This is a genomic window from Streptosporangium sp. NBC_01755 (assembly GCF_035917995.1).
In the GTDB taxonomy this organism is placed as follows: domain Bacteria; phylum Actinomycetota; class Actinomycetes; order Streptosporangiales; family Streptosporangiaceae; genus Streptosporangium.
Genome location: NZ_CP109131.1, coordinates 7,160,285 through 7,182,758, shown reverse-complemented (window position 1 = coordinate 7,182,758; position 22,474 = coordinate 7,160,285). Strand labels below are relative to the sequence as shown.

The 22,474-nt window shown below is 69.5% G+C and carries 20 protein-coding genes, 1 rRNA gene and 1 pseudogene; 14 read left to right on the top strand and 8 right to left on the bottom strand.

Features of this window, described 5'->3' with window-relative positions:
- Positions 1-173 precede the first annotated feature (173 nt).
- Positions 174-1,697: ribosomal RNA gene (locus OG884_RS33170) — 16S ribosomal RNA — on the bottom strand.
- 559 nt (positions 1,698-2,256) lie between these two features.
- Here OG884_RS33170 and OG884_RS33165 point away from each other — a divergent pair.
- The 8 genes and pseudogenes from OG884_RS33165 to OG884_RS33130 all read left to right on the top strand — a co-directional run bounded on the left by OG884_RS33165 (position 2,257) and on the right by OG884_RS33130 (position 10,769).
- Positions 2,257-2,472, top strand: coding sequence for an ATP-binding cassette domain-containing protein (locus OG884_RS33165; RefSeq protein ID WP_326639477.1), 216 nt, complete (start codon positions 2,257-2,259; stop codon positions 2,470-2,472).
- 57 nt (positions 2,473-2,529) lie between these two features.
- On the top strand, positions 2,530-3,711 hold the full coding sequence (locus tag OG884_RS33160; RefSeq protein WP_326639475.1) for a serine/threonine-protein kinase: 1,182 nt from the start codon (positions 2,530-2,532) through the stop codon (positions 3,709-3,711).
- 53 nt (positions 3,712-3,764) lie between these two features.
- Positions 3,765-5,195, top strand: a complete 1,431-nt coding sequence (gene gndA / locus OG884_RS33155) for an NADP-dependent phosphogluconate dehydrogenase (protein ID WP_326639473.1) — start codon at positions 3,765-3,767, stop codon at positions 5,193-5,195.
- A 181-nt stretch (positions 5,196-5,376) separates the two neighbouring features.
- Positions 5,377-5,580, top strand: a pseudogene (locus OG884_RS33150) (ATP-binding domain-containing protein); the annotation flags it as partial.
- A gap of 263 nt (positions 5,581-5,843) precedes the next feature.
- Positions 5,844-6,620, top strand: coding sequence for a hypothetical protein (locus OG884_RS33145; RefSeq protein ID WP_326639470.1), 777 nt, complete (start codon positions 5,844-5,846; stop codon positions 6,618-6,620).
- A gap of 28 nt (positions 6,621-6,648) precedes the next feature.
- Positions 6,649-7,776, top strand: coding sequence for a hypothetical protein (locus OG884_RS33140; RefSeq protein ID WP_326639469.1), 1,128 nt, complete (start codon positions 6,649-6,651; stop codon positions 7,774-7,776).
- A gap of 61 nt (positions 7,777-7,837) precedes the next feature.
- Positions 7,838-9,307 (top strand): hypothetical protein, encoded by a 1,470-nt coding sequence (locus OG884_RS33135; RefSeq protein WP_326639468.1) that lies wholly within the window; start codon positions 7,838-7,840, stop codon positions 9,305-9,307.
- Between the two features lie 166 nt (positions 9,308-9,473).
- Entirely contained in the window at positions 9,474-10,769 is a 1,296-nt protein-coding gene (locus OG884_RS33130) for an AAA family ATPase (protein WP_326639467.1), read from the top strand.
- Positions 10,770-10,877: 108 nt separating this feature from the next.
- Here the strand turns inward: OG884_RS33130 and OG884_RS33125 are convergent, their stop codons facing one another.
- Complete coding sequence (locus tag OG884_RS33125) at positions 10,878-11,831, bottom strand: GNAT family N-acetyltransferase (protein WP_326639466.1); 954 nt, start codon at positions 11,829-11,831, stop codon at positions 10,878-10,880.
- Positions 11,832-11,941: 110 nt separating this feature from the next.
- Positions 11,942-13,516: an MDR family MFS transporter gene (locus OG884_RS33120; protein WP_326639465.1), complete on the bottom strand. Its 1,575-nt coding sequence runs from the start codon at positions 13,514-13,516 to the stop codon at positions 11,942-11,944.
- 113 nt (positions 13,517-13,629) lie between these two features.
- Between OG884_RS33120 and OG884_RS33115 the strand changes: the two genes are divergently transcribed.
- The 3 genes from OG884_RS33115 to OG884_RS33105 all read left to right on the top strand — a co-directional run bounded on the left by OG884_RS33115 (position 13,630) and on the right by OG884_RS33105 (position 15,254).
- Positions 13,630-14,181 (top strand): TetR/AcrR family transcriptional regulator, encoded by a 552-nt coding sequence (locus OG884_RS33115; RefSeq protein ID WP_326639464.1) that lies wholly within the window; start codon positions 13,630-13,632, stop codon positions 14,179-14,181.
- Positions 14,178-14,495 (top strand): DUF4031 domain-containing protein, encoded by a 318-nt coding sequence (locus OG884_RS33110; RefSeq protein ID WP_326639463.1) that lies wholly within the window; start codon positions 14,178-14,180, stop codon positions 14,493-14,495. Before OG884_RS33115 ends, OG884_RS33110 begins: the two co-directional genes overlap by 4 nt.
- A gap of 231 nt (positions 14,496-14,726) precedes the next feature.
- Positions 14,727-15,254, top strand: coding sequence for an ATP-binding protein (locus OG884_RS33105; protein ID WP_326639462.1), 528 nt, complete (start codon positions 14,727-14,729; stop codon positions 15,252-15,254).
- On the opposite strand, the gene OG884_RS33100 is transcribed toward OG884_RS33105, so the two are convergent.
- Genes OG884_RS33100 through OG884_RS33090 form a run of 3 tightly spaced genes read right to left on the bottom strand, consistent with a single transcriptional unit; the run spans position 15,141 to position 17,848 of the window.
- Positions 15,141-16,577, bottom strand: a complete 1,437-nt coding sequence (locus OG884_RS33100; RefSeq protein WP_326639461.1) for a WS/DGAT/MGAT family O-acyltransferase — start codon at positions 16,575-16,577, stop codon at positions 15,141-15,143. The two genes, OG884_RS33105 and OG884_RS33100, sit on opposite strands and share 114 nt — an antisense overlap.
- Positions 16,578-16,580: 3 nt before the next feature.
- Positions 16,581-16,739, bottom strand: coding sequence for a hypothetical protein (locus OG884_RS33095; protein ID WP_326639460.1), 159 nt, complete (start codon positions 16,737-16,739; stop codon positions 16,581-16,583).
- Between the two features lie 29 nt (positions 16,740-16,768).
- A complete protein-coding gene (locus tag OG884_RS33090; RefSeq protein ID WP_326639459.1) occupies positions 16,769-17,848 on the bottom strand; it encodes a PucR family transcriptional regulator in 1,080 nt (359 codons plus the stop codon).
- Positions 17,849-17,987: 139 nt separating this feature from the next.
- On the opposite strand from OG884_RS33090, the gene glyA reads away from it, so the two are divergent.
- A complete protein-coding gene (gene glyA, locus OG884_RS33085) occupies positions 17,988-19,295 on the top strand; it encodes a serine hydroxymethyltransferase (RefSeq protein WP_326639458.1) in 1,308 nt (435 codons plus the stop codon).
- Between the two features lie 120 nt (positions 19,296-19,415).
- Positions 19,416-19,634, top strand: a complete 219-nt coding sequence (locus tag OG884_RS33080) for a DUF2277 domain-containing protein (RefSeq protein ID WP_326639457.1) — start codon at positions 19,416-19,418, stop codon at positions 19,632-19,634.
- A 100-nt stretch (positions 19,635-19,734) separates the two neighbouring features.
- Here OG884_RS33080 and OG884_RS33075 read toward each other — a convergent pair whose 3' ends face one another.
- A complete protein-coding gene (locus OG884_RS33075) occupies positions 19,735-19,905 on the bottom strand; it encodes a hypothetical protein (protein ID WP_169750237.1) in 171 nt (56 codons plus the stop codon).
- 220 nt (positions 19,906-20,125) lie between these two features.
- Between OG884_RS33075 and OG884_RS33070 the strand changes: the two genes are divergently transcribed.
- Positions 20,126-20,248 (top strand): hypothetical protein, encoded by a 123-nt coding sequence (locus OG884_RS33070; protein WP_326639454.1) that lies wholly within the window; start codon positions 20,126-20,128, stop codon positions 20,246-20,248.
- Between the two features lie 83 nt (positions 20,249-20,331).
- Here the strand turns inward: OG884_RS33070 and OG884_RS33065 are convergent, their stop codons facing one another.
- Positions 20,332-22,338, bottom strand: a complete 2,007-nt coding sequence (locus tag OG884_RS33065) for a Xaa-Pro dipeptidyl-peptidase (protein ID WP_326639452.1) — start codon at positions 22,336-22,338, stop codon at positions 20,332-20,334.
- Between the last annotated feature and the right edge of the window lie 136 nt (positions 22,339-22,474).

The following is a 22,474-nucleotide window of genomic DNA, read 5'->3' as shown; positions in this document are numbered from 1 at the left end:
CGCCGTTCCCACTCCCCGGCTCCGAAGAACCAAGGCGGTACTAACCGATCAGCGATCCCGCCGAACCGAATAGCCAGTGCTCCACTAATGAGCGCGCCGTGTGCAGAACATACGCCTGCAGACACGACCTGAACCACGACCACCCGAAGACGACCGCAGCCGATGCTCCTTAGAAAGGAGGTGATCCAGCCGCACCTTCCGGTACGGCTACCTTGTTACGACTTCGTCCCAATCGCCAGCCCCACCTTCGACCGCTCCCCCCAGACAAGCTGGTTGGGCCACGGGCTTCGGGTGTTGCCGACTTTCGTGACGTGACGGGCGGTGTGTACAAGGCCCGGGAACGTATTCACCGCAGCGTTGCTGATCTGCGATTACTAGCGACTCCGACTTCATGGGGTCGAGTTGCAGACCCCAATCCGAACTGAGACCGGCTTTTAGGGATTCGCTCCACCTCACGGTATCGCAACCCTCTGTACCGGCCATTGTAGCATGTTTGCAGCCCAAGACATAAGGGGCATGATGACTTGACGTCATCCCCACCTTCCTCCGAGTTGACCCCGGCAGTCTCCAATGAGTCCCCACCACCCCCGAAGGAGCGTGCTGGCAACATTGAACAAGGGTTGCGCTCGTTGCGGGACTTAACCCAACATCTCACGACACGAGCTGACGACAGCCATGCACCACCTGTCACCCAGTCCGAAGAGGCACCCATCTCTGAGTGTTTCCGGGCGATGTCAAGCCTTGGTAAGGTTCTTCGCGTTGCGTCGAATTAAGCAACATGCTCCGCCGCTTGTGCGGGCCCCCGTCAATTCCTTTGAGTTTTAGCCTTGCGGCCGTACTCCCCAGGCGGGGCGCTTAATGCGTTAGCTACGGCGCGGAAACCGTGGAAGGTCCCCACACCTAGCGCCCAACGTTTACAGCGTGGACTACCAGGGTATCTAATCCTGTTCGCTCCCCACGCTTTCGCTCCTCAGCGTCAGGTAAGGCCCAGAGAACCGCCTTCGCCACCGGTGTTCCTCCTGATATCTGCGCATTTCACCGCTACACCAGGAATTCCGTTCTCCCCTACCTACCTCTAGCCAGCCCGTATCGAATGCAGACCTGGAGTTAAGCCCCAAGCTTTCACACCCGACGTGACAAGCCACCTACGAGCTCTTTACGCCCAATAATTCCGGACAACGCTTGCGCCCTACGTATTACCGCGGCTGCTGGCACGTAGTTAGCCGGCGCTTCTTCTGCAGGTACACGTCAACTTCGTCCCTGCTGAAAGAGGTTTACAACCCGAAGGCCGTCATCCCCCACGCGGCGTCGCTGCGTCAGGCTTTCGCCCATTGCGCAATATTCCCCACTGCTGCCTCCCGTAGGAGTCTGGGCCGTGTCTCAGTCCCAGTGTGGCCGGTCGCCCTCTCAGGCCGGCTACCCGTCGTCGCCTTGGTAGGCCGTTACCCCACCAACAAGCTGATAGGCCGCGAGTCCATCCCCAACCGAAAAACTTTCCACACCCACCCGATGCCGGGAGGTGTCGTATCCGGTATTAGACCCAGTTTCCCGGGCTTATCCCAGAGTCAGGGGCAGGTTACTCACGTGTTACTCACCCGTTCGCCGCTCGAGTACCCCGAAGGGCCTTTCCGCTCGACTTGCATGTGTTAAGCACGCCGCCAGCGTTCGTCCTGAGCCAGGATCAAACTCTCCAAACAATGTCTGAACAGTTGCTCCCGGCTGAAAGCACCCATCTCACATGATGGATGTTCAACCAAAGGAATCCGTCCTCCCACCCCAAAGGGCAGGTCGGACAGGGTTGTGCTTCATGCACTGGCTTTTAACACACTGTTGAGTTCTCAAGAAACGGACGCGTACACCGTCGTCCCGACCGGACTCGATCGGAGAACCAGGGGCGGTTCGTTTTATTCTGTTCTTTCGTTGTGCCGTTATTCTTTCAGGCCCGCTTTTCCGTGTCAAACCGGCTCGTTTTGAAGCGATTGACTTGATCTTGCAGGTCTTGCTGGAATTCGACGACCCCGTTTCCGGAGCAACCCTTCTAACTTACTCGACCACCTGATTCATGTCGAATCAGGCTCCTTTGGAGACAAATATCCCCTTGGAGTGAAGATCGCTAGAGAGGTTCCCGAGACCCCGGCGCCACCGCCGTCTCCCTCGGGTCTGGTGAACTGTACGAACCTCGTCCCGCATCGTCAAATCGACCTACGCCACCGGAGAAAACCGACTGCCCGGGAGACCGATGGATCACACGCTTACGTGGCGGTGATTCTCGAGGCTGTGGCGCTGGCGAAGAGGTTCGGTTCGGCGACCGCTGTCCGGAAGGTGAGTCTTACCGTCAAGGCCGGCCAGATCGTCGGACTGCTCGGCCCCAACGGCGCCGGCAAGTCGACGACCCTGCACATGCTCCTCGGCTTGATCACGCCCGGCACCGGGAGCAGGCGTGCCGGTGGTGAGCTTCGACTGCCCGGATAACACGCGGTTCGCGGGTGAAACTCCGGTAATCTGCCGCTGGTCTTCAGGAGGTGGCAGGTGGCCGGAGCGGGTGCCGTCGCCGTACCGGGCTACGAGGTGTCCGGGGTGCTCGGCCAGGGTGGTTTCGGGATCGTCTACCGGGCCAGGCAGCTGGCGGTGGAGCGCGAGGTCGCGCTCAAGGTGGACAACCGGGTGCTGGTCTCGGAACGGGACCGGCGCCGTTTCATGCGCGAGGTGACCTCGGCGGGCGCCCTCTCCGGCCACCCGCACGTCGCCCATGTCTATGACGCCGGGGTCCTGCCCGACGGCCGGCCGTACATGGTCCTGGAGCTGTGCCCTGGCGGGTCGCTGCTGGACCGGATGCGCGCCGAGGGGCGGCTGCCGCCGGCCGAGGTCACCGACATCGGCATCCGGATCGCCGACGCGCTGTCGGCGGCGCACGCCGCCGGGGTGCTGCACCGCGACATCAAGCCCGCCAACATCCTGATCAACCGATACGGCAATGCGGTGCTCTCCGACTTCGGCCTGGCCACCATGCCCTCGTCGGGCAGCGAGGCATCGGTGACCAGGGAGTCCCTTACTCCGGCCTATGCTCCACCCGAGGCGTTCGAGCTGACCGAACCCGCCCCCGCGGGCGACGTCTACTCCCTCGCCGCCACGCTGTACGCGCTGCTCTCCGGGCGCCCCCCGCGCTTCCCGGAGAGCGGCGTGGTCAACATCGCGGTCATCATGGCCCTGCACCGCCTGCCCGTCCCCGAGATCCCGGGGGTGCCGCCGGAACTGACCGCCGTGCTCAGGGATGCCATGGCCGCCGACCCCGCGCGGCGCACCCCCTCGGTGGCCGCGCTGCGGGACGCCCTCACGAGCCTGCGTCCGGGGGATGACGTCCCGGCCTCCCCGCCTCGTGCCCCGCGGCCCGTCTCTGCTGCCCCCGCCCCCTCGCCGCCGTACGCCACAGCGCCACCGCCGTACGGCACGCCGCCGGTCCAGGGCGGGCCCGGCAGGGAGCCGGTGCGGTCGCATCTGACCTCTCCTGGGGTGAGAGGACTTTCCGGTACCAGGCCGCCCGAGCATCCCGTCTCGTCGAACACGCGGGTCTTCGTCGCGGTGGCCGTGGCCTTCGTGATCCTGCTGCTGGCCGGGGTCGGGCTCATGTACGTCGAGAACCGCGACCAGAACCCGCCCGCCCAGCAGCGGTCGGGCACGCAGACGCTCCAGGGCGACAATGGCCTCCGGTGATCCGCCGGTAGGCCAGACTGGCACTCTGGGACAGGAAAAAGGGGTGTCACAGAATGACTCAGGCACAGATCGGTGTGACAGGGCTGGCCGTCATGGGGGCGAACCTCGCCCGTAACCTGGCCAGGCACGGGCATTCGGTAGCGGTACACAACAGGTCACCGCACAGGACCAAGGCGCTGGTCGAGGAGCACGGGGACGAGGGGACCTTCGTCCCCTGCGAGACTCCCGAGGAACTCGTCGCGGCACTGGAGCGTCCCCGGCGCATCCTGATCATGGTCAAGGCGGGGGCGGCGACCGACGCGGTGATCGAGGAGTTCGCCCCCCTGCTGGAGCCGGGCGACATGCTGGTGGACGGCGGGAACGCGCACTTCCTCGACACGCGCAGGCGCGAGGCCGCGCTGCGTGAGCGCGGCCTGCACTTCGTCGGCGCGGGGGTCTCCGGCGGGGAGGAGGGCGCGCTGCTCGGGCCGAGCATCATGCCGGGCGGCTCGAAGGAGTCGTACCAGGCGCTGGGCCCGCTGCTGGAGGACATCGCGGCGAAGGTCGACGGAGTGCCCTGCTGCGCGCACATCGGCCCCGACGGTGCCGGGCACTTCGTGAAGATGGTGCACAACGGTATCGAGTACGCCGACATGCAGCTCATCGCCGAGGCCTACGACCTGCTCAGGCAGGGGCTCGGCCTGACCCCGGCGGAGCTCGCCGACATCTTCGCGGGATGGAACGAGGGCGAGCTGTCGTCGTATCTGATCGAGATCACCGCCGAGGTGCTCCGCCAGGTCGACACGGCCACCGGCAGGCCGCTCGTCGATGTGATCGCCGACCGGGCGGAGCAGAAGGGCACCGGCCGGTGGACCGTGCAGATCGCCCTGGACCTGGGTGTTCCGGTGAGCGGCATCGCCGAGGCGGTGTTCGCCCGCTCCCTCTCCGGCCACGCCGATCTGCGCGCGGCCGCGCGCGGCCTGCCGGGCCCGTCGGGTGTTCCGGCCGGGGCCGTCGGTGAGGACTTCGCCGAGGACGTGCGGCGGGCGCTGTACGCCTCGAAGATCGTCGCCTACTCCCAGGGGTTCGACATGATCAGGGCGGGCAGCGCCGAGTACGGCTGGGACGTCGACCCCGGCGTGCTGGCCACGATCTGGCGGGGCGGTTGCATCATCCGCGCCGTCTTCCTGAACCGTATCCGCGAGGCGTACGCGGCGCCGGACAAGCCGGTCACCCTGCTCGCCGCCCCCTACTTCGCCGAGGCGCTGACCCTGGCGCAGGACTCGTGGCGGCGGGTGGTGGCGAAGGCGGCCGAGCTGGGCATCCCGGCACCGGGCTTCTCGACCGCGCTGGCCTACTACGACGGGCTGCGTGCCGAGCGCCTGCCCGCGGCCCTGATCCAGGGGCAGCGTGACTTCTTCGGCGCGCACACCTACCAGCGGGTGGACCGCGAGGGCTCCTTCCACACCCTGTGGTCGGGCGACCGCACGGAGATCGAGAGCTGACATCCCCGGCGGGCGGCGGAAGGTCCCGCCGCCCCTCCCGTGGCCGGGCCGTTCGACTACGGCCGGCCGCTGCGGTGCCGGGGGGCCGTGCCGGTCCGGCCTGATCGGCGTTCAGCCCAGTTCCGGGAGCAGGGCGAAGGCGTGGTCGGCGGCGACGGCCGAGGGGTGGGCTCGCTCGGCCGTCACCGCCGTCCCCGCGGCAATGGCCAAGGGTCTCGAATACGACCACGTGGTGGTGGCCGAGCCCGCCGAGATCGCCGAAGCCGAGACCCGAGGACTCAACCGGCTCTACGTCGTGCTGACCCGGGCCGTCTCACGACTGGACGTACTGCACACCCGCCCACTGCCCGCCTGGCTCGTACCGCCGGCCGACGTTCAGGGGTGATCGGGAGCGCCCGGCCACCGGGGCGCCGGAACCGTCGGACGTCAACGGTCGGCTCCTGGCATCCTGGGCCCTCCTGGCTCATCATGGTCCGGACATCTCGGCTGGCGGGGCACGCGGCACCTGTCAGGTTCCCCATATCCAGCAGCGAGTTATGCATCAAATGCCCTTTTTGCCCCGTTATAGCGATGCGATGGCCGCTTTTTAATACTGGAATTCACTGGAATTGAAAGGAGACCAGTGGAACTCCTGTTACGCTCCGGGCCGTGAGTGATTCACTGGACGCGTTGGAACGGCGAATAGCCGACCTCCGCGCCGAGGTGCGACGGGCGGTCAAAGCGAAGGAGAACTCGCTCGCCCGGTCGCTGCGCGGGGAGTTGCGCAGGGCCGAGCAGGCATGGGACGCGGCGATAACCTCCGAGGCGCCGACGCCCGTGCGCGAGTCCGAGACCTCGCTGCTGCCCATCAGGGAGCAGGTGCACCAGGCGCTGGCCATGCTGGGCGTGCCGACCTCTGCCAAGCTCATCGTGGCGGTGAACGACGCGTTCTTCTCCCGCGAGCTTCGTGGCTCCCAGCTGACCAGCCTGCGCCGAGACGAGGAGCGCTCGTTCCGCGGTGACCCCTACGCCAGGCCGTACTACCTGTGCGCCGCGTTGACCGACCGCCTCTCCCCCGCCCGGGGGCTACTCGCCGACAGCACCTGGCCGGCCGAGTCGCGGGTGCTGGGACCGCTGAGCCCGCGCGTCGACTTCCTCACCTCGACCCTGCGCATCGCCGAGCACCTGGCGCGGCTGGCCGAGCCGCCGGCAGGGGCGGTGCGGCTGCTGTCGCGGATGGCGCAGAACATCCCGGGCGCCGTCGAGGGTTTCGCCCCAGCCGACCCCGTGACCGCGATCCGCGCGGCGCGGGCCGAGTTGGAGGTGCACCGGGCCGCCGACAGCACGCAGCGTGCCGAGGTCGCGGCGCGGGCGACGAGGCAACTACCGGACGCCGAGCGTCTGTTCGGCGTCACCGCGATGAACACCTTGAGGGGGGCCTGTTGAAGACCAGGCTGGATGAGGGGACCCGCGCATGAACAGCCTTCGGGAGAGGGCCTTCCTGAACAGGCTTGACGAGTTGCGCGGGCCGATGCCCTCCCGCCCGCACGATGCGCGGGCCATCGCGGCGCTGGCCGCCAACCCCGGCTGTGCGCGCCGGGCGGTGATGGACGCCGCGGGCGTGGACAAGGACCGCACGGCCCGGCGCGTCGGTTTCCCCGCCCCGTTCGGCCAGTCCCAGTTCGCGATCACCCGCGGGAACGTCTTCGAGGCGCTGGTCAAGGAGAACGGCTGCGCCGAGCTGCTGCGGCTGCTGCGCGAGCTGCTCGGCCTGTCCGTCGCCCAGGTCGGCTACCGGGACGTGGAGAGCGTCGGCTCCCACCTGCGCCACTCGCACACCCGGGCGCTGATCGACCGCGCGGCGCGCGAGGACGACGGGACCGCGGTGTTCTACGACCATCCGCTGTTCAGCCTGGAGATCGCCGGGCACACCTCCTACCTCGAACCGGACGTGGTGGCCTTCCAGATCGGCGGGCGCTTCCACATCGTCGAGATCAAGTCGTTCGGCATGATCGACGGCCAGGCCGAGCCTGACAAGGTCGCGGCGGCGGCGCGGCAGGCGGCGGTCTACGTCCTGGCGTTGCGCACGCTCATGGCCGACCTCGGGCACGACCCGGAGCGCGTCTCCCACGACGTGGTGCTCGTCTGCCCGGAGAACTTCGCCAACCACCCGACAGCGGCACTGGTCGACGTGCGCAAGCAACTGTCGGTACTGGGGCGCCAGCTCACCAGGATGACCAGGGTCGAGTACCTGCTGGAGGGTCTGCCGGACGGCCTCACCTTCGACCTGGCCCCCGGCGAGGACGGCGTGCCGACCCGCTCGGTGGACGAGCTGGCCCAGGCTCTGCTCTCCGTACCCGCCCGCTACGCGCCCGACTGCCTGTCCACCTGCGACATGTGCATGTTCTGCCGTCACGAGGCCCGCGCCTGCGGATCCACCGACCTGCTCGGGCGTCAGATCCGTGACCAGCTGGGCGGTGTCTCCGGCATGCACGAGGCGCTCGGCCTGGCCGAGGGCACCCGCGAGGCGGCCGAGGGCCAGGAGGAGATCGCCCGCCTGCTCCGGCTGGCGGACCGGCTGCGCGAGGAGTCGCTGCGGTGAGGATCGTCGAGGCCACCGGGCCGCCCGCGCCGGGGGCCGCCGCAGCGAGGGCGGGCGGCAGGTGAGCGCGCTGACGGCGCTGGCGCGACTGCGGGCCGTCAGGGACGGCGTCGCGCAGCGGATCACCACGGTCAGGCACTGCCACATCTCCGCCCAGCCGCTGGTGTTCATCCCGCTCAAGCTCGCGGGCGAGGCCGCCGCGCCGCTGGCCGCCATGGTGGGCACCGCCCCAAACCACCCCCGGCTGCTGGTCGTCCCCCAGCCCCGCAACCGGGACCTGCGATTCACCTTCGCCGCCGGGCTGGCCGAGGTGCTGCTGCCCTACATCGAGGGGTTCGAGAAAAGCACCGAGACGGTCGAGCGCAAGGGCGGCGAGCCGTACGAGCGGTGCCTGGACGCGCCGCAGATCCTGGTGCCGAACCGGTCCGCCGCCTCGTTCACCGGGCTGCTCGGCCGCTCCACCCGGTTCCGCAGGGCCGAGGGTCCCTACCCGGTGCACCCTTCGGTGCCGCTGCTCGGCCGGTGGCTGACCTACTTCGCCGACCGGTCCCAGCAGCCGGGCTCCTCGGTGCTGCTCACAGTGACCGAGGCGTTGAGCCTGCACTGGGCGACCGGGCAGAGCAGCCTGGAGGACGCCAACCTGGCGGCGCTGCTGGGGTGGATCGACCCGCCGCCGGGGATGTCCGGGCGCCGGGCGGCCGAGGAGGCCGAGGACCCGCTGCTCTGGCCTCCCGCGGGCCCCACCACCGACCCGGGCTTCGACAACGAGGTGCTCGCTCCCGCGATCCGCGCCTACGAGGAGGCACCGACCGACCGCGCCGTCGACCGGGTCAGCCAGGCGCTGCGCACCCAGCTCGACCCCACCTGGCGGCTGATGTGGCGGGCCGTCGAACTGCTGCGGTCGTTGCCGGAGGGCTCGCGGGTGAAGGACCGCTGGGAGATCGACCGCGGGTCCTTCACCCGGTTCGTCGAGCGGATCGCCGAGGGGAGCCCGCCGCAGGCGCGCAGGGACGGCGCGGTGAGCGCCGCCGCGAGGCTGGCGGGACTGGAGCGGGCGCGGGCGAGCTACGACGTGCAGCGGGCCCACGACGACCCGTTGCTCATGGCCGAGTACCGGCTGACCGGTGAGGCCTTCGCCGGGACGGTGACCGCCGCGGACCCCGAGCACAGCGAGGGCGAGGGCCGCTCGCGCAAGCTCCGACCCCTGATCACGGTAAGGACCGGCGACCCGGTACGGCTCACGCCCGGCACCGTCGTCGGCAGCCCCGACCGGCGTGGCCACGCGGCCGAGATCGTCGAGATCGTCGACGGGGAGATCACCCTTAAGGTCACCAAGGGGATGGGGCGGGGCAGGACACCGGCTCCCGGTTCGGTGCCCGAGCCTGGCGAGCGGGTCTCGTACACCTCACTGACGGACGAGTTCCAGTCTTCGGCGGCGCTGCCCGACCCCGAGCAGACGCCGTGGACCCACGGCGGACCGCCGGAGGAGTACGAGCCCGGTGACGACGACGCACAGGAGGAATGGCTTTGAGCGTTCACCGGACCCCGCACGACCGGCCGCCGTCTCTCCCGGCCGTGCGTGCTCCCCGTTCGGCGGCGGCACCGGAGGACCAGGCTGCCGAAGCCGGGGCGGCGGGCCGTGGCGCTTGGATGACGGGCCGCGACACGGACGTGGCAGGCCGTGGCGGAGGCGTGGCATGACGCCGCAGCAGGAGGCGGCGGCCGTGGTGGACGCCGTTCTGGCCGATCTGCCCCGCCATCGCGGCGTGGTCGTGGACTCGCCGCCCGGCGCGGGCAAGTCCACCCTGGTGGTCAAGGCCGCGGGGCACATCGCCGAGACAGGCGAGCCGCTGATGATCGTCGCGCAGACCAACGAGCAGGTGGACGACCTGGTGGAACGGCTCGCGGCCGAGCACCCCGATCTGGGGGTCGGCCGGCTGTCGGCGAGCGGCTACATCACGCCCGGCCGCATCCTCGCCCTGCCCAACGTCTCGGTCGCGGGCAAGCTGCCCGACCTGGGGGACCCGGCCGTGGTGATCGCCACCGCCGACAAGTGGGCCTGGATCGGCGACCGCACCTGGCCCTGGGCCATCGTCGACGAGGCCTACCAGATGCGTTCGGACAAGCTGCTGCGCATCGCCTCGCTGTTCGAGCGGTCGTTGTTCGTGGGCGACCCCGGCCAGCTCGACCCGTTCTCGATCGTGGACGGAGACCGCTGGGCGGGCCTGTCGTGGGACCCGGTGCAGAGCGCGGTCTCGGTGCTGCTGCGGCACAACCCCGACCTGCCGGTGCACCGGCTGCCGGTCTCCTGGCGGCTGCCCGCCTCGGCCGCGCCCGTGGTCTCCGAGGCGTTCTATCCCTTCACCGGATTCCGCGCGGGGACGGGCCCCGCCGACCGGTCGCTGGAGTTCACGGTGAACGGCATGCGCACCCCTTTCGACCTGGCGCTGGAGGAGGCGGCCGCGTCAGGCTGGGCCCTGTACGAGCTGCCCAGCCGCCACACGGTGCGCACCGACGCGGAAGCCGTACTGGCGACCGCGGGCCTGGCGACGCGGTTGCTCCAGCGGAGTCCGGTCGCGCACTCCGAGCGCGGCGGCCACCCCGTCACGGCCGGCCGGATCGCCATCGGCGCCGCACACCGCGACCAGGTGGCCGCGATCAGGGCCGCCGGGGTACCGCCGGAGATCACGGTGGATACCGCCAACCGCCTGCAGGGCCGGGAGTACGACGTGACGATCGTGCTCCATCCCCTCTCCGGGCGCCGCGACGCCACCGCGTTCCACCTGGAGTCGGGGCGGCTGTGCGTGCTCGCCTCCCGGCACCGCCACGCCTGCGTCGTGGTGGCCAGGGCGGGCATTCCCGAACTGCTGGACGCCCACCCGTCGGCCGAACCGGTCCAGCTCGGCGTGCCGGTGAAGTTCCCCGACGGCTGGGAGGCCAACCAGGCGGTCCTGGCCCACCTCTCCAAGCACCGGGTGACTCCTGACGACTGACCTCCCACCGGTGATCGCCTTCCGGCGCTGCTCCGGCGCCGCTGAGAGCGCCTTCCCCGCTCGATGGCACCGTGCGGTGCGGGACCGTGCGGTGCCGTATCGCACGGCTCAGATCGTGCGCCGCCAGACGTCGATGGCCAGCACCTGGCGCATGCCCACCGAGAGGTAGAGGTCGAGGGCGGGCGTGCTGTTGTTGGCGTCGACGTGCAGGTAGGTGCCGACCCGCCCGCGCCGGGCGTCGTCGGCGAACGCCCGGCGCAGCATGAACCGGCCCAGGCCGCGGCCCCTGAAGGCGGGGAGCACCGCCAGCCGGCGCACATAGCCGCAGTTCTCGTCGCCGAGGAAGGCGTTGGTCCCCAGCAGCATCGCCACGGGCTCGCCGTCGAGGCGGGCTACCACCAGTTGCGACCAGTCGGTGTTGACCGAGGAGCTCAGCTCGTCGTACCACTCGTCATAGTCCTTCGGGGCGAACCCGAAGTGGTCGGCGAAGCCGGCCTGCTCCACGGCGTGGCCCTGGCGGCGCACCTCCTCGGCGAGCCCGTCGTGCAGGGTCATCCCGGCCGGCAGGTCAGGACTGCCGACCGGCCCGGTGTGGTCGGCGCGGAGCCGGATGAAGCTGGTGGCGGCGCTGAAACCACGGGCGGCGGCGACGGCGCGCTTGCCGCTGTCCTCGCGGTAGAGGCCGATGTCCACCACGGCCCGGTCGTGGCCCAGCTCGGCGGCGATCTGCCTGGCCCGCTCGGTCACGGTGTCCCAGAGCGGGCCGGTCAGCTCCGGCGCGCCGGGGTGCACGACGACGTCGACGTCGACGTTGTCGCTGGCGCCCTTGCGGCAGGCCCAGGCCCAGGCCACCAGGCGCCCGCTCTCGTCGTGGACGAGCCAGCCGTCGGACTCCACGTCGAAGGCGGAGTCGTTCAGCTGGTCGGCGACATCGTCGAGGGTCATGTCGGCCTTGCCGATCACCTGGGTGTCGCAGAGCGAGATCAGCTCGTGGATCTCGTGGGCGTCGGCGGCGGAAGGCCGCCGGGTGAGGTACCCGGCGGCGGGGATGGTCGTCTTCATGCCCCTCATCGTGACGGGGGCGGGTTGGGAATCGCTGGGTCGGAGCTTGGGACCGGTTGCCGGCATCCTCCCCACGTCTGAAGGCGGGGGTCCGCGCCCAGGATCTCTGATCAGTCGAGCACCGGGACCTGAGCCTCGGCCTCCTCGGTGCTCTCGGGGCCGCCGCGCAGCGGGATCTCCTTGATGAAGGCCGCCAGCAGCGGGACCAGGACGGCGAAAAGGATCGCCCACCAGAAGACACCGGAGATGGAGTCGGCCAGCGACTCCAGGAAGCCGATCCGCACTCCCTCGGGCAGCTCGTGCAGGGCTGCCGGGTTGAACTGGGCGCCGCCGGAGGCGAGCTGCTCGCCCGCGGCGCCCAGCTTGCTCTCCAGGTTGGTGCTGAGGTGGTTGTTGAAGATCGCGCCGAACAGCGAGACGCCGAACGAGCCGCCGATGGAGCGGAAGAAGGTCGAGGCGCTGCTGGCGACGCCGAGGTCCTTCTGCTCGACGCTGTTCTGGGCGATCAGCATGGTGGTCTGCATCAGGAAGCCCATGCCGATGCCGAGCACCGCGATGAACAGGCCGGTCTGCCAGGCGGGCGTGTGGACGTCCATCAGGGAGAGCAGCCACATGGCGATCGCCATGACCGCGCCGCCGAGGACCGGGTAGATCTTGTACTTGCCCGTCCGGGTGATGGCGCGGCCGACGAAGAGTGAGATCGCCATGGAGGTGCCCATCATCGGGAGCAGCAGCAGGCCGGAGTTGGTGGCCGTGGCCCCCTGGACCGTCTGCTGGAACAGCGGCAGGAAGTTGATGGCGCCGAACATGGCGAAGCCGAGCAGGAAGCCCACGCCCGAGATCAGGCTGAAGTTGCGGTCGCGGAAGACGTTGAGCGGCATGATGGGCTCGGCGGCGCGGCGCTCCACCGGGATGAACAGCGCCAGCGTGACGGCGGCGAGGACCGCCAGGCCGAGGATCTGCGGCGAGTTCCACTCGTAGTCGTTGCCGCCCCAGGTGGTGATGAGGACCAGTGCGGTGATGCCGACGGAGAGCAGGGCGGCGCCGAGCCAGTCGATGCGGTGCTCGTTGCGGTATCTGGGCAGCTTCAGCTTGATCGCCAGCAGGGCCAGGGCGACGAACCCGATGGGCAGGTTCACGTAGAAGGCCCAGCGCCAGTCGAGGTGGTCGGTGATGAATCCGCCGACGAGCGGGCCGGCGATCATGGCCAGTGACATCACGGCGGCCATGATGCCCTGGTACTGGCCGCGCTCGCGGGGCGGGACGAGGTCGCCGATGATGGCCATGGCGTTGACCATCAGGCCGCCCGCGCCGAGGCCCTGGAACGCGCGGAACGCGATGAGCTGCGTCATCCCGTCGGACGGGCCGCCGAGCATCTCCGAGCCCGCCATGCCGCAGAGCACGGAGCCGATCATGAAGATGACGATGGAGGCGAGGAAGATGTTCTTCCTGCCGTACAGGTCACCGATCTTGCCCCAGATGGGGGTCGAGACGGTGGCACCGAGCACGTAGGCGGTCACCACCCAGGACAGGTGCGTCAGCCCGCCGAGCTCGCCGACGATGCGGGGCATGGCGGTGCCGACGATCATGTTGTCGAGCATGGCCAGCACCATCGCGAGCATCAGACCCGGTAGCACTACCATGACCTCACGGCGCCGCGCCGGTACGGCCGCGGTCTCCTTCACTTCGCCCCCTATGAAAAGATCTTACTTACCTGCCGACCGGCTAGTGTCGGATATGCTGGAAATGTAGGCCGCTTACTTGTCGGCCGTCAAGCTGATTTCTCGGTAAGGGAACCATGAGGGAACACGCCGATACCCGGACGCGCATTCAGGACGTCGCCCTGACTCTTTTCGTCGAGCAGGGCTACGAGGCCACCTCGCTCCGCGAGATAGCCGAGGCCCTCGGCGTGACCAAGGCGGCCCTCTACTACCACTTCAAGACCAAGGACGACATCGTCGCCAGCCTGGCCGAAGGCCGGGTGCGCGCGGTCGAGGAGCTGATCGCCTGGGCCTCGTCCCAGCCGCGCACCGACGAGACGAGACGCGAGCTGATCCGCCGCTACTCCGACGACCTGCACCGGGACCGGCACCACGAGATCATGCGGTTCTTCGAGCGCAACCAGACCTCGCTCAAGAACCATCCGACGATGGAGAAGACCCGCCACCGGATGCTGGACCTGCTCAACTTCCTCGTCGAGCCGGACGACCCCACCGCCACCCGGCTGAAAAACTCGATGGCCCTGTTCGCGCTGCACGCCGCGTGGTTCCTCCTCAGGGACGAGACGATCTCCGACGAGGAGCGCCGGGCCGCCGCCCTGGAGGTCGCGCTCGACCTCGTCCGGCGGTGAGCGTGCTCATCGACCCGCCCAACTGGCCGGGTCCGCACGGTCTGTTCTGGTCGCACCTGGTCAGCGACAGCTCGACCAGGGAGCTGCACGCCTTCGCGGAGCTGCTGGGCGTGCCGCCCCGGGCGTTCGACCGCGACCACTACGACGTTCCCGAGACCTTCTACGAGCGGGCCGTCGCGCTGGGCGCCGAGGCCGTCTCCTCACGCGAGCTCATCACCCGGCTCATCGGCTCCGGCCTCCGCCGCCGCAAGGTTCGTCCTGGAATCAGTAGCTCTCGCATAGATTCCCGAGCCCCGGGCATGACGCCCCCCTGAAGACATCACCGCATGTCACAAAGGGGATGACATGCTGAACGGCAAGACGATCGCCTTCCTCGTGGCCCCGGAGGACCTCGCGCCCGGCTGTTCTCTGCCGCCATGCCAGGTTTTCCCGTCCACGGAACTTCGCCGTGCCTTTCCGGTATCCAAAGTCACGATCACCCGCCCCCGGTTAGGACAGGACGTGCGGGGCAAGCCTTTAGGGATCGGCTGTGAAAGGAGGGCACCGTGGAGGCCACGATCGCGTTGCGTCTGCCGCGTGACGCTGCCAGCGTTCCCGTGATCAGGCAACTTCTCGACGCCTCGCTCCGCGCCCTTGGCGTGGTGCCCCAGATTCGCGAGGACATCCAGCTCATGCTCTCGGAGGCGTGTTCCAACGTCATCCAGCACGCCACCCCCAGCGACGACTACACGGTCAGCACCGAGCTGTCCGGGGACCGTTGTGTGATCAAGGTGGTGGACACGGGCGACGGCTTCGACTTCTCAGGCCCCGTCTCTCCCGCCCTCACCTCCGAACACGGCCGGGGCCTGCTGATCATGCGCGCCCTGGCAGACGACATCCGTTTCGTCGGCAGGAAGGAGCGGGGCTCGATCGTCTGCCTGGAGAAGGCCCTGCGCTTCGTCAAGGGTGCCCCGGGCCTGTCACTGCTCCTCAACGAGGAGCTTCAGCTCCAGCAGGGCGTCCCGGAGATAGTCGGTGACGGCCCAGACGTCGGGAACCATCTCCCGGCAGGCGATCACGCCGACGTCAAGTGAGCCGTCGTAGGAGAAGACCGTGATGTTGAGGCCGCCACTGGCGTCGGTCACCACCGAGACCGGGTGGTACGACAGCAGCCGGGCACCGCTCACGTAGAGAGGGAGCTGCGGGCCGGGCACGTTGGAGATCATCACGTTGATCGGACCCGCACTGTCGGCGAAGAGGTTGAAGGCAGCACGGGAGGCCAGGCCGGTCAGCGCGGAGGGCATTATGTCGCTGAGCTCCTGGATCCAGCTGACCGGGGCGAGCGACGAGCGATCCTTGATCAGCCGCATCGCGTCCCGTACCGCCAGCAGCCGTTCCAGCGGATCGGCGACCTGCGTCGCCAACGTGGTGATCATGATGGTGACCTGGTTGCCCACCCGCCGGTCACCGGGGACGCGGAGCGAGAACGGCACCCCCGCGACGAGAGGCTGCTCGGGCAGCGCGTCGTGCTTGAGCAGCCACTGGCGCAGCGCCCCGGCGCACAGGGCCATCACCACGTCGTTCACCGTGACGCCGAGGGCGTTCTTGACCAGCTTGACGTCCTCCAGCGGCAGGGCGGCGTAGGCGAACCTGCGGTGCGCGCTGATCCGGCCGCTGAAGGGGGTACGCGGGACGGTCATCCTGGGCATGGCGGGCACCTCCGCGGTACCTGACAGGCGGTTGGCCAGCTGCCGGGTGACCCGCGAGACCAGCCCGGCCCCGGGCACCTGGGAGATCAGGGGGATCTCGTCCAGGTGCGGGACGGCGTTGATCAGGAACCGTACCGTGTTGGCCGGGTTGACCACCGCCTTGGCGATCCCCCTGGCGACCATCTCCCGCGTGTCGATCCGCTCCTCGGGCTCGGCCGCGGGCGCCATCTCGACCTCGGCGGGCTCGGGGGAGGTGTCCAGCAGGCTGGCCAGCACGTCGGCGCCGGTGACGCCGTCGACCGCGGCGTGGTGGACCTTCGTGTAGAGGGCCGTACGGTCTCCGGCCAGACCGTGGATCAGATACATCTCCCAGAGCGGCCGCCGCCGGTCGAGGCAGCGGGCGTGCAGCCTGGCCACCTGCTCACCCAGCTGCTCGTCGCTGCCCGGGGCCGGCAGCGCGATCTCGCGCACGTGGTAGTCGAGGTCGATCCTGGAGTCCTCGGTCCAGTACGGATGGTCCAGGCCGAAGGGGACCGAGACGAGCCTCATCCGGAAGGGTGCGGCCAGGTGGAGCCGCCGGGCCAGCAGCGAGACCAGGTCGCTCCGCGACAGCCTGCCCGACAGGATCGCGAGCCCCCCTATGTTCGCGACGTTCGTCGAGGTCTCGAAATTCAGGAACTGCGTGTCCACCGCACTGAGCTGCCGCATCGTCTACCTCCGGGAAGTCGTTCTTCCATCCTGCTCCCGTGAGGTCACCAGAGCCAGCGCCGCGAGGGCGACGAGGACGGCCACGGACACGATGACCAACGACAGCGGGATGAGCATGAGCACGATGACGAGGGTCATGATCTCGCTGATCAACTGGGACATCGCAGAGCTGTGCCCGGATTGTCCAGCCGTTACACCGTATTCCACCGACCGAGCTTCAGCGCGAGATGGAGTTCTAACCTGTGGGTTCCGTTCTTGAGGTTGCGGCCGGCCAGCTGCTCGATTCTGGTGAGACGGTAATAGAGGCTGGTTCGGTGCAGGTGGAGCAGCCGGGCGGTCTCCTGTGCGTCTCCCCCGCTGTCCAGGTAGGTCTCCAGGGTGACGACGAGCGCCGGATGCTCTCGCAGAGCGTCGAGCGGACCGCCGACCGAGCCGGGAGCGCCTGGTGGACCGGCGACCGGCTCGGCGAGCAGCCGGTAGACACCCAGATCCGGCCAGTGTGCGACCGGCCGCAGCGCCGGTTCCGCCGCCGCCGCCCTGGCCGCGGTGAGCGCCTCCTCGTGTGCCCGTACGGCTGACTCCAGCCCTGGGTGCAGCGCGCTGACCCCGGCGCCGGCGCGGGTCCGCGCGGCCAGCCGCTCCCCCAGCGCCGTCACGTCCTCGCCACGGTTGAGCAGTAGCACGGCGTGCCGGTCCAGGATCGTGAAGGCCGGCGACCGGCGCGTCTTGGCCAGCTCCGCGCCGACCGCCTCACGCAGGGAAGCCGGGTCGCCCCGCAACGCCAGGACACGCAACGGCCCCTCCCCGAGCACGCCGGCCGCACGCCGCACACCGATCTCACCGGTGAGCAGCTGGCTCAGGGTGTGGGAGCTGCCGCCGTCGTCGAGCAGGGCCGCGATCGCGGCGGCGTCGCGCACGGCCCTGTCCTGCTCCTGCGGGTTCAGCGGGCCCGGGCCCTCGATGATCCACAGGTAGCCGACACGGCGGTCCTGGTGGAGCAGTGGCACGCAGAGCCGGGCCGCCATGCCCAGCGCGGGATTCTCCGGAACCCTGACCGGCTCTCGGGTCGAGGCCGCCCCGTGCGCCTCCTGCCAGGCCCCCACCGCCACGGGAACCGACCGTGACAGAATGGCGTGGGCTCTGACCTGGTCGACCTCCCCGTGGTGAGCGCTGTGCGCGACGACCCGACCCTCCAGATCGTCGACGGACATGCCCCTGCCCACGGTCGCGGCCAGCGCCTCCAGCAGATCCTGAACATCATCCGCGATCACGCGCTAATCCTACAGATGTAGGAAGTATCTCCACTGGCGGAACGATGACTCCCTCCGGCACGGGCCGTAGCGTCACAGTATTCGTTTCGGAGGGGTCCACCTCGTGAGAGCCGCCTGACAACCCTGTGAAAGGAATCTTGTGCAGGAGCGCAGCCGCGTCGCCCCGTGGGCGCCGCCCCAGGCACAGCCGCGCCTGGCCGAACTCGAAGCCGAGGTGTCGGGGCTGGACCTGGAGGCGGTGACCAGACTGGTCGACGCGGTGCTGGCCGAGCACCGCGGCCGCCTCGACGAGGACGGCGTGGTCCTGTACGCGGGCACCAACACGATGAGCGAGCGTGCCAGGGCCGCCCACGAGATCTCCCTGGGCTGCCGTCCTTCGATGGGCTGGCCGGGGGACAAACACCAGACCGGCCTGGAGGAGCTGGACGTGCTGGAGGTGCTGGTCCCGCTCCAGATCGCGGCGCTGATGGGCGGTGAGTTCGCCGAGGTGCGGCTACAGAGCGCCACACTGGCCAACCTCGCCTGCTACAGCGCGTTCGCCGGCCCCGGCGACACGATCGCGGTGCTGCCGCGGACCGCCGGAGGCCACACCAGCCACCACGCCCACGGCGCCGCCGGGATCCGCGGCCTGCGGGTCGCCGACCTGCCCTACGACGCCGGACGGCTCGACGTCGACCACGCGGCCCTCCCGGCATTCCTGCGCGAGCATCGGCCCGCGCTGGTGGTCCTCGGAGCGAGCCTGATGCTGTTCCCCCACGACGTGGCGCGAGTGCGGGCGGCGTGCGACGAGGTCGATGCCCTGCTGCTCTACGACGCCTCGCACGTGGCGGGGCTGATCGCGGGCGGCCGGTTCCAGCGTCCGCTGGACGAGGGCGCGCATCTGATGACCATGTCCACCTACAAGTCCTTCGGCGGGCCACCGGGCGCGGCCGTCGTGACCCGCGACGAGGATCTCGCCCGGCAGGTGTCGGCGGCGGCCTATCCGGGCCTGACCGCCAACTACGACGCCTCCCGCCTGGCCCCGCTGGCCGTCGTCGCCGCGGAGCACGCCGCGGGAGGTAGCGCGTACGCCGACCGCTGCGTCGCCAACGCCGGGGCGCTGGCCGCCGCGCTGGACGGCGAGGGCTTCGCCGTGATCGCCGCCCATCGGGGCTGGACCGTCTCGCACCACGTGGCGGTGGACGCAGGCGCGTTCGGCGGCGGGGACGAGGCCGCCCGGCTGCTGGCCGAGGGGGGCGTCTATCTCAGCGGCGTCGGCCTGCCCGGCCGACCCGCCGAGGAGCCCAGGCGGGGCCTGCGGATCGGCACCCAGGAGGTGACCCGCCGCGGCTTCGGCCCGGACACCATGGGCGAGGTCGCGACCCTGATGCGCCGCCTGCTCATCGACGGCCATGCCCCCGCGAAGGTTCGCCAGGACGTGGTGGCCCTGCGCCGCGCCACCTCATGATCCCGGACCGGCCCGCTCGACCCCCGGGGGTACGCCCCCTGGCGGGCCGGTCCGCCAAATCTCCTTGAGCGAGCGGGGCGGACGGACCGGGAGAGCCATCGGACGGAGTACCGTCCTGTCATGTGCCGCAGCATCAAGACCCTCCGTGAGCCCTACGCCAGCGACGTGACCGACGACGACATACGAGCCGCCGCACTCCAGTACGTCCGCAAGGTGTCGGGCTTCCGCTCCCCCTCGACGCGCAACGCCGAAGCGTTCGAAAGGGCCGTGGACGCGGTGGCCGCCGCGACCCGGGCCCTGCTCGACGACCTTCCGCTGAAGCAGGTGTCCCAGGACTGACCGGAGACGCCCGCCCGCTCGCCGACGACACGGGACGCGCCATCGGCGAGACCTCGGCACCGGGGCGTCCGTACCGGTTGCCGATCTTCTCCGGCGCCGGTCAGTCGCGCACGTTCGAGGAGCGGAAGAGCCTGCTCGCGAACATGACCACCACGCCCACCAGGCCGATGATCAGAGCCCACTTGAGGAGCGTGAAGAGGAAGCCCAGAACCGAGCCCAGCAGAATGAAGGCGATCACCACGGCCGCCACGATCAGAAGAATTCGTCCCATGCCCTCAACGCTAGGCCTTGGCCGTGCCCGGTGGCAGGCCCGCGAGCCGATGTCAGGGACAAGCCGGGGTTCTCCGTTCCTCGTTTCTCAGGGTTCCTCGTTTCTCAGGGTTCCTCGGTAAGGGCCTCGAATTCTGCCGGGGCCGGATGTCAGGATCCTCTCGATCCATCCACCGAAGAGAACCGGGCCTCCCGTCAACGACCCCCTCCTGAAGGGCCTCGTGGGCGACGACTCCGAGGGTGACCTGCCGGAGGCGCCGGCGCTGGCCGAGCGCATCACCGGCGTGCGGCCGGACGGTTCGAGCGGAGTCGCGACCGCCCACTGCGTGTTCGAGCACTACTGATCCGGCGCGACTCCGAGTGCCGCGGGACCCCCGGCCTTGGACGGGGGTCCCGCGGTTTCGGGCCGGACCGGTGCCGGGGAGTCTCAGCCGAGGGCGGAGCGGCCGCCGACGAGGGGGAGGGTGACCGAGCCGGCGCGGGGGTCGACCGAGACGGCGGTGCCCGGAGGCAGGCGCAGGGTGAAGTCACGGTCGGTGGAGATGAGCACGACACCGATCCGGTGACCGGCCTTGACGACGTAGTCGCCGGGCTGAAGGTCGAAGCGGAAGTCGTAGAGGCGATCCTCGCGCAGCAGTTCGGTCCTGGCGGCGGAGACGCGGTTACGGACGTCGAGCCAGCCCCTCGTGATGATCTTGTAGGGGGCGGTCACCGGGACGTGCTCGGCCAGCCGGGCGCAGCCGGTGTCGCCGGGCACGCCCTGGCCGTAGCAGACCTGGGTGGCACCGTAGGCGACGTCGCCGTAGGCGCGAGCGTCGGTGCCGTAGTCGACGAGCAGCGCCGTCAGATACGGCGAGCGCCCGCCCTTGAAGGCGGCCCGCACCGAGACCTCCGGGGTGCCGGACAGGCGCGCGTCACGGGCCAGCGGACTCGACAGGTAGGCCAGGCGGTTGGGGTCGCTGGTCTCGATGTTCTCGACGAGTTGTTCGGCGCCGCGGGCGCTCTGGTCGACGAAGGACTCGACGGCGCGCGTGGCGGCGGAGTCGGCTGCGGATCCGGCGGCGGCGGCGCGGCCTCGGGGGCGGTCGGCGTCCAGGGTGCCGTTGCGGCCGTCCTGCCCGGCGGCCAGCCGGAGCCGCACGTCGCGGGTGCCCGGAAGCGGCCAGGAGGCGTGCCGCGCCCACTGCCCCGGCCCCGACTCCACGTCCGCCTGCGGCTCGTCCATGATGCCGTTACGCAGGCCGTACAGGTGGAAGTCGAACCAGCGGTGGAGCTGACGCAGCCACTCGGCGTTGCGCCCGGCGAAGGAGAACGGGTTGAAGTGCGCGCCCTGGTGGAGCCAGATCTTACGGGGCACGTTCCGCTGCGCGAGGGCGTCCCACCACTGGACGGCCTGCTTGGTCTTGACGTTCCAGTCGTTGAGGCCGTGCACCAGGAAGACCGCCGCGCGGACCTTGCGCACGTCGTTGAGGTAGTTACGCCGGTCCCAGAAGTCGGAGTAGTCACCGGTGACCCGGTCCTGGTCCTTCTCTATCCGGTCCATGAGCACGCCGCAGACCTGCTGGGCGTTCTGACGGGTCAGGACGTAGCGGGCGAGCACGTCGGCGTCCTCCCCCTGATAGCCCCCGGGTGCCAGCACTCCGCCGTTGGCCCGGTAGTAGTCGTACCAGGAGGAGATGGCCGCGATCGGCACGATCGCCTTGAGGCCCTTGACCCCGGTCGCGGCGACGGCATTGGGCAGTGTGCCGTTGTAGGAGACGCCGATCATGCCGACGTTCCCGGTGGACCAGCCGGCCCTGACCTCGTTGCCCGCCGCGTCGAACCCGCGGGCGCGGCCGTTGAGCCAGTCGATCGCCGCCTTGGGACCCGCGGTCTCGTTGTCCAGGCCGGTCGTGGGACAGCCGGTCGCCCGCCCCGAGCCGAGGTTCTCCACCAGTGCGATCGCATAGCCGCGCGGCACGAAGTAGTTGTCGTAGTAACCGCGGAAGGGCGGAGCGACCGCGCGGCTCGCGTCGAAGCCCTCTCCGAACATCTCGTCGCTCAGGTCGTTGAACTTGTTGCGCCGGTACTCCATGCCCGCGGGGTCGGAGCCGTCGAGGTCCACGACGTGGTTGGGCACGTCGTTGCCGCCCGCGTAGTAAGGGCTGGCCTCCATGATGACCGGAACCCTCAGCCCCGAGTCGGTCTCCTTGGGGCGCATGATGTCGACGGCGACCCGGTCGGGGAGCCCGTCGGCGTCACTGTCGACCCCGGCGACCTCGACGAACACGGTCTCGGTCAGCGCGTCGGCGCGCGAGTAGACCGGCTGGGTCTCGCCGTTCTCCATCAGGGTGGCTGCGGATCGGGTGGCCGCCGCGGGTGACGCGGCGACCGGTAGGACACCGGCCGGCAGGATGACCGCCAGCGCGACGATGATCGTCTTCCATCTGTTCATTGGCGGAAAACTCCCAGAGGGTCGCATAAAATCTGACAACTCCGGTCAATCTCCTGCGAAGCAATCTTGACCTGCAAGATCGAAGATATATCGAATAGGCGACTATCTCGTCTTAAGCACGAGTTCCGGTGTGTAT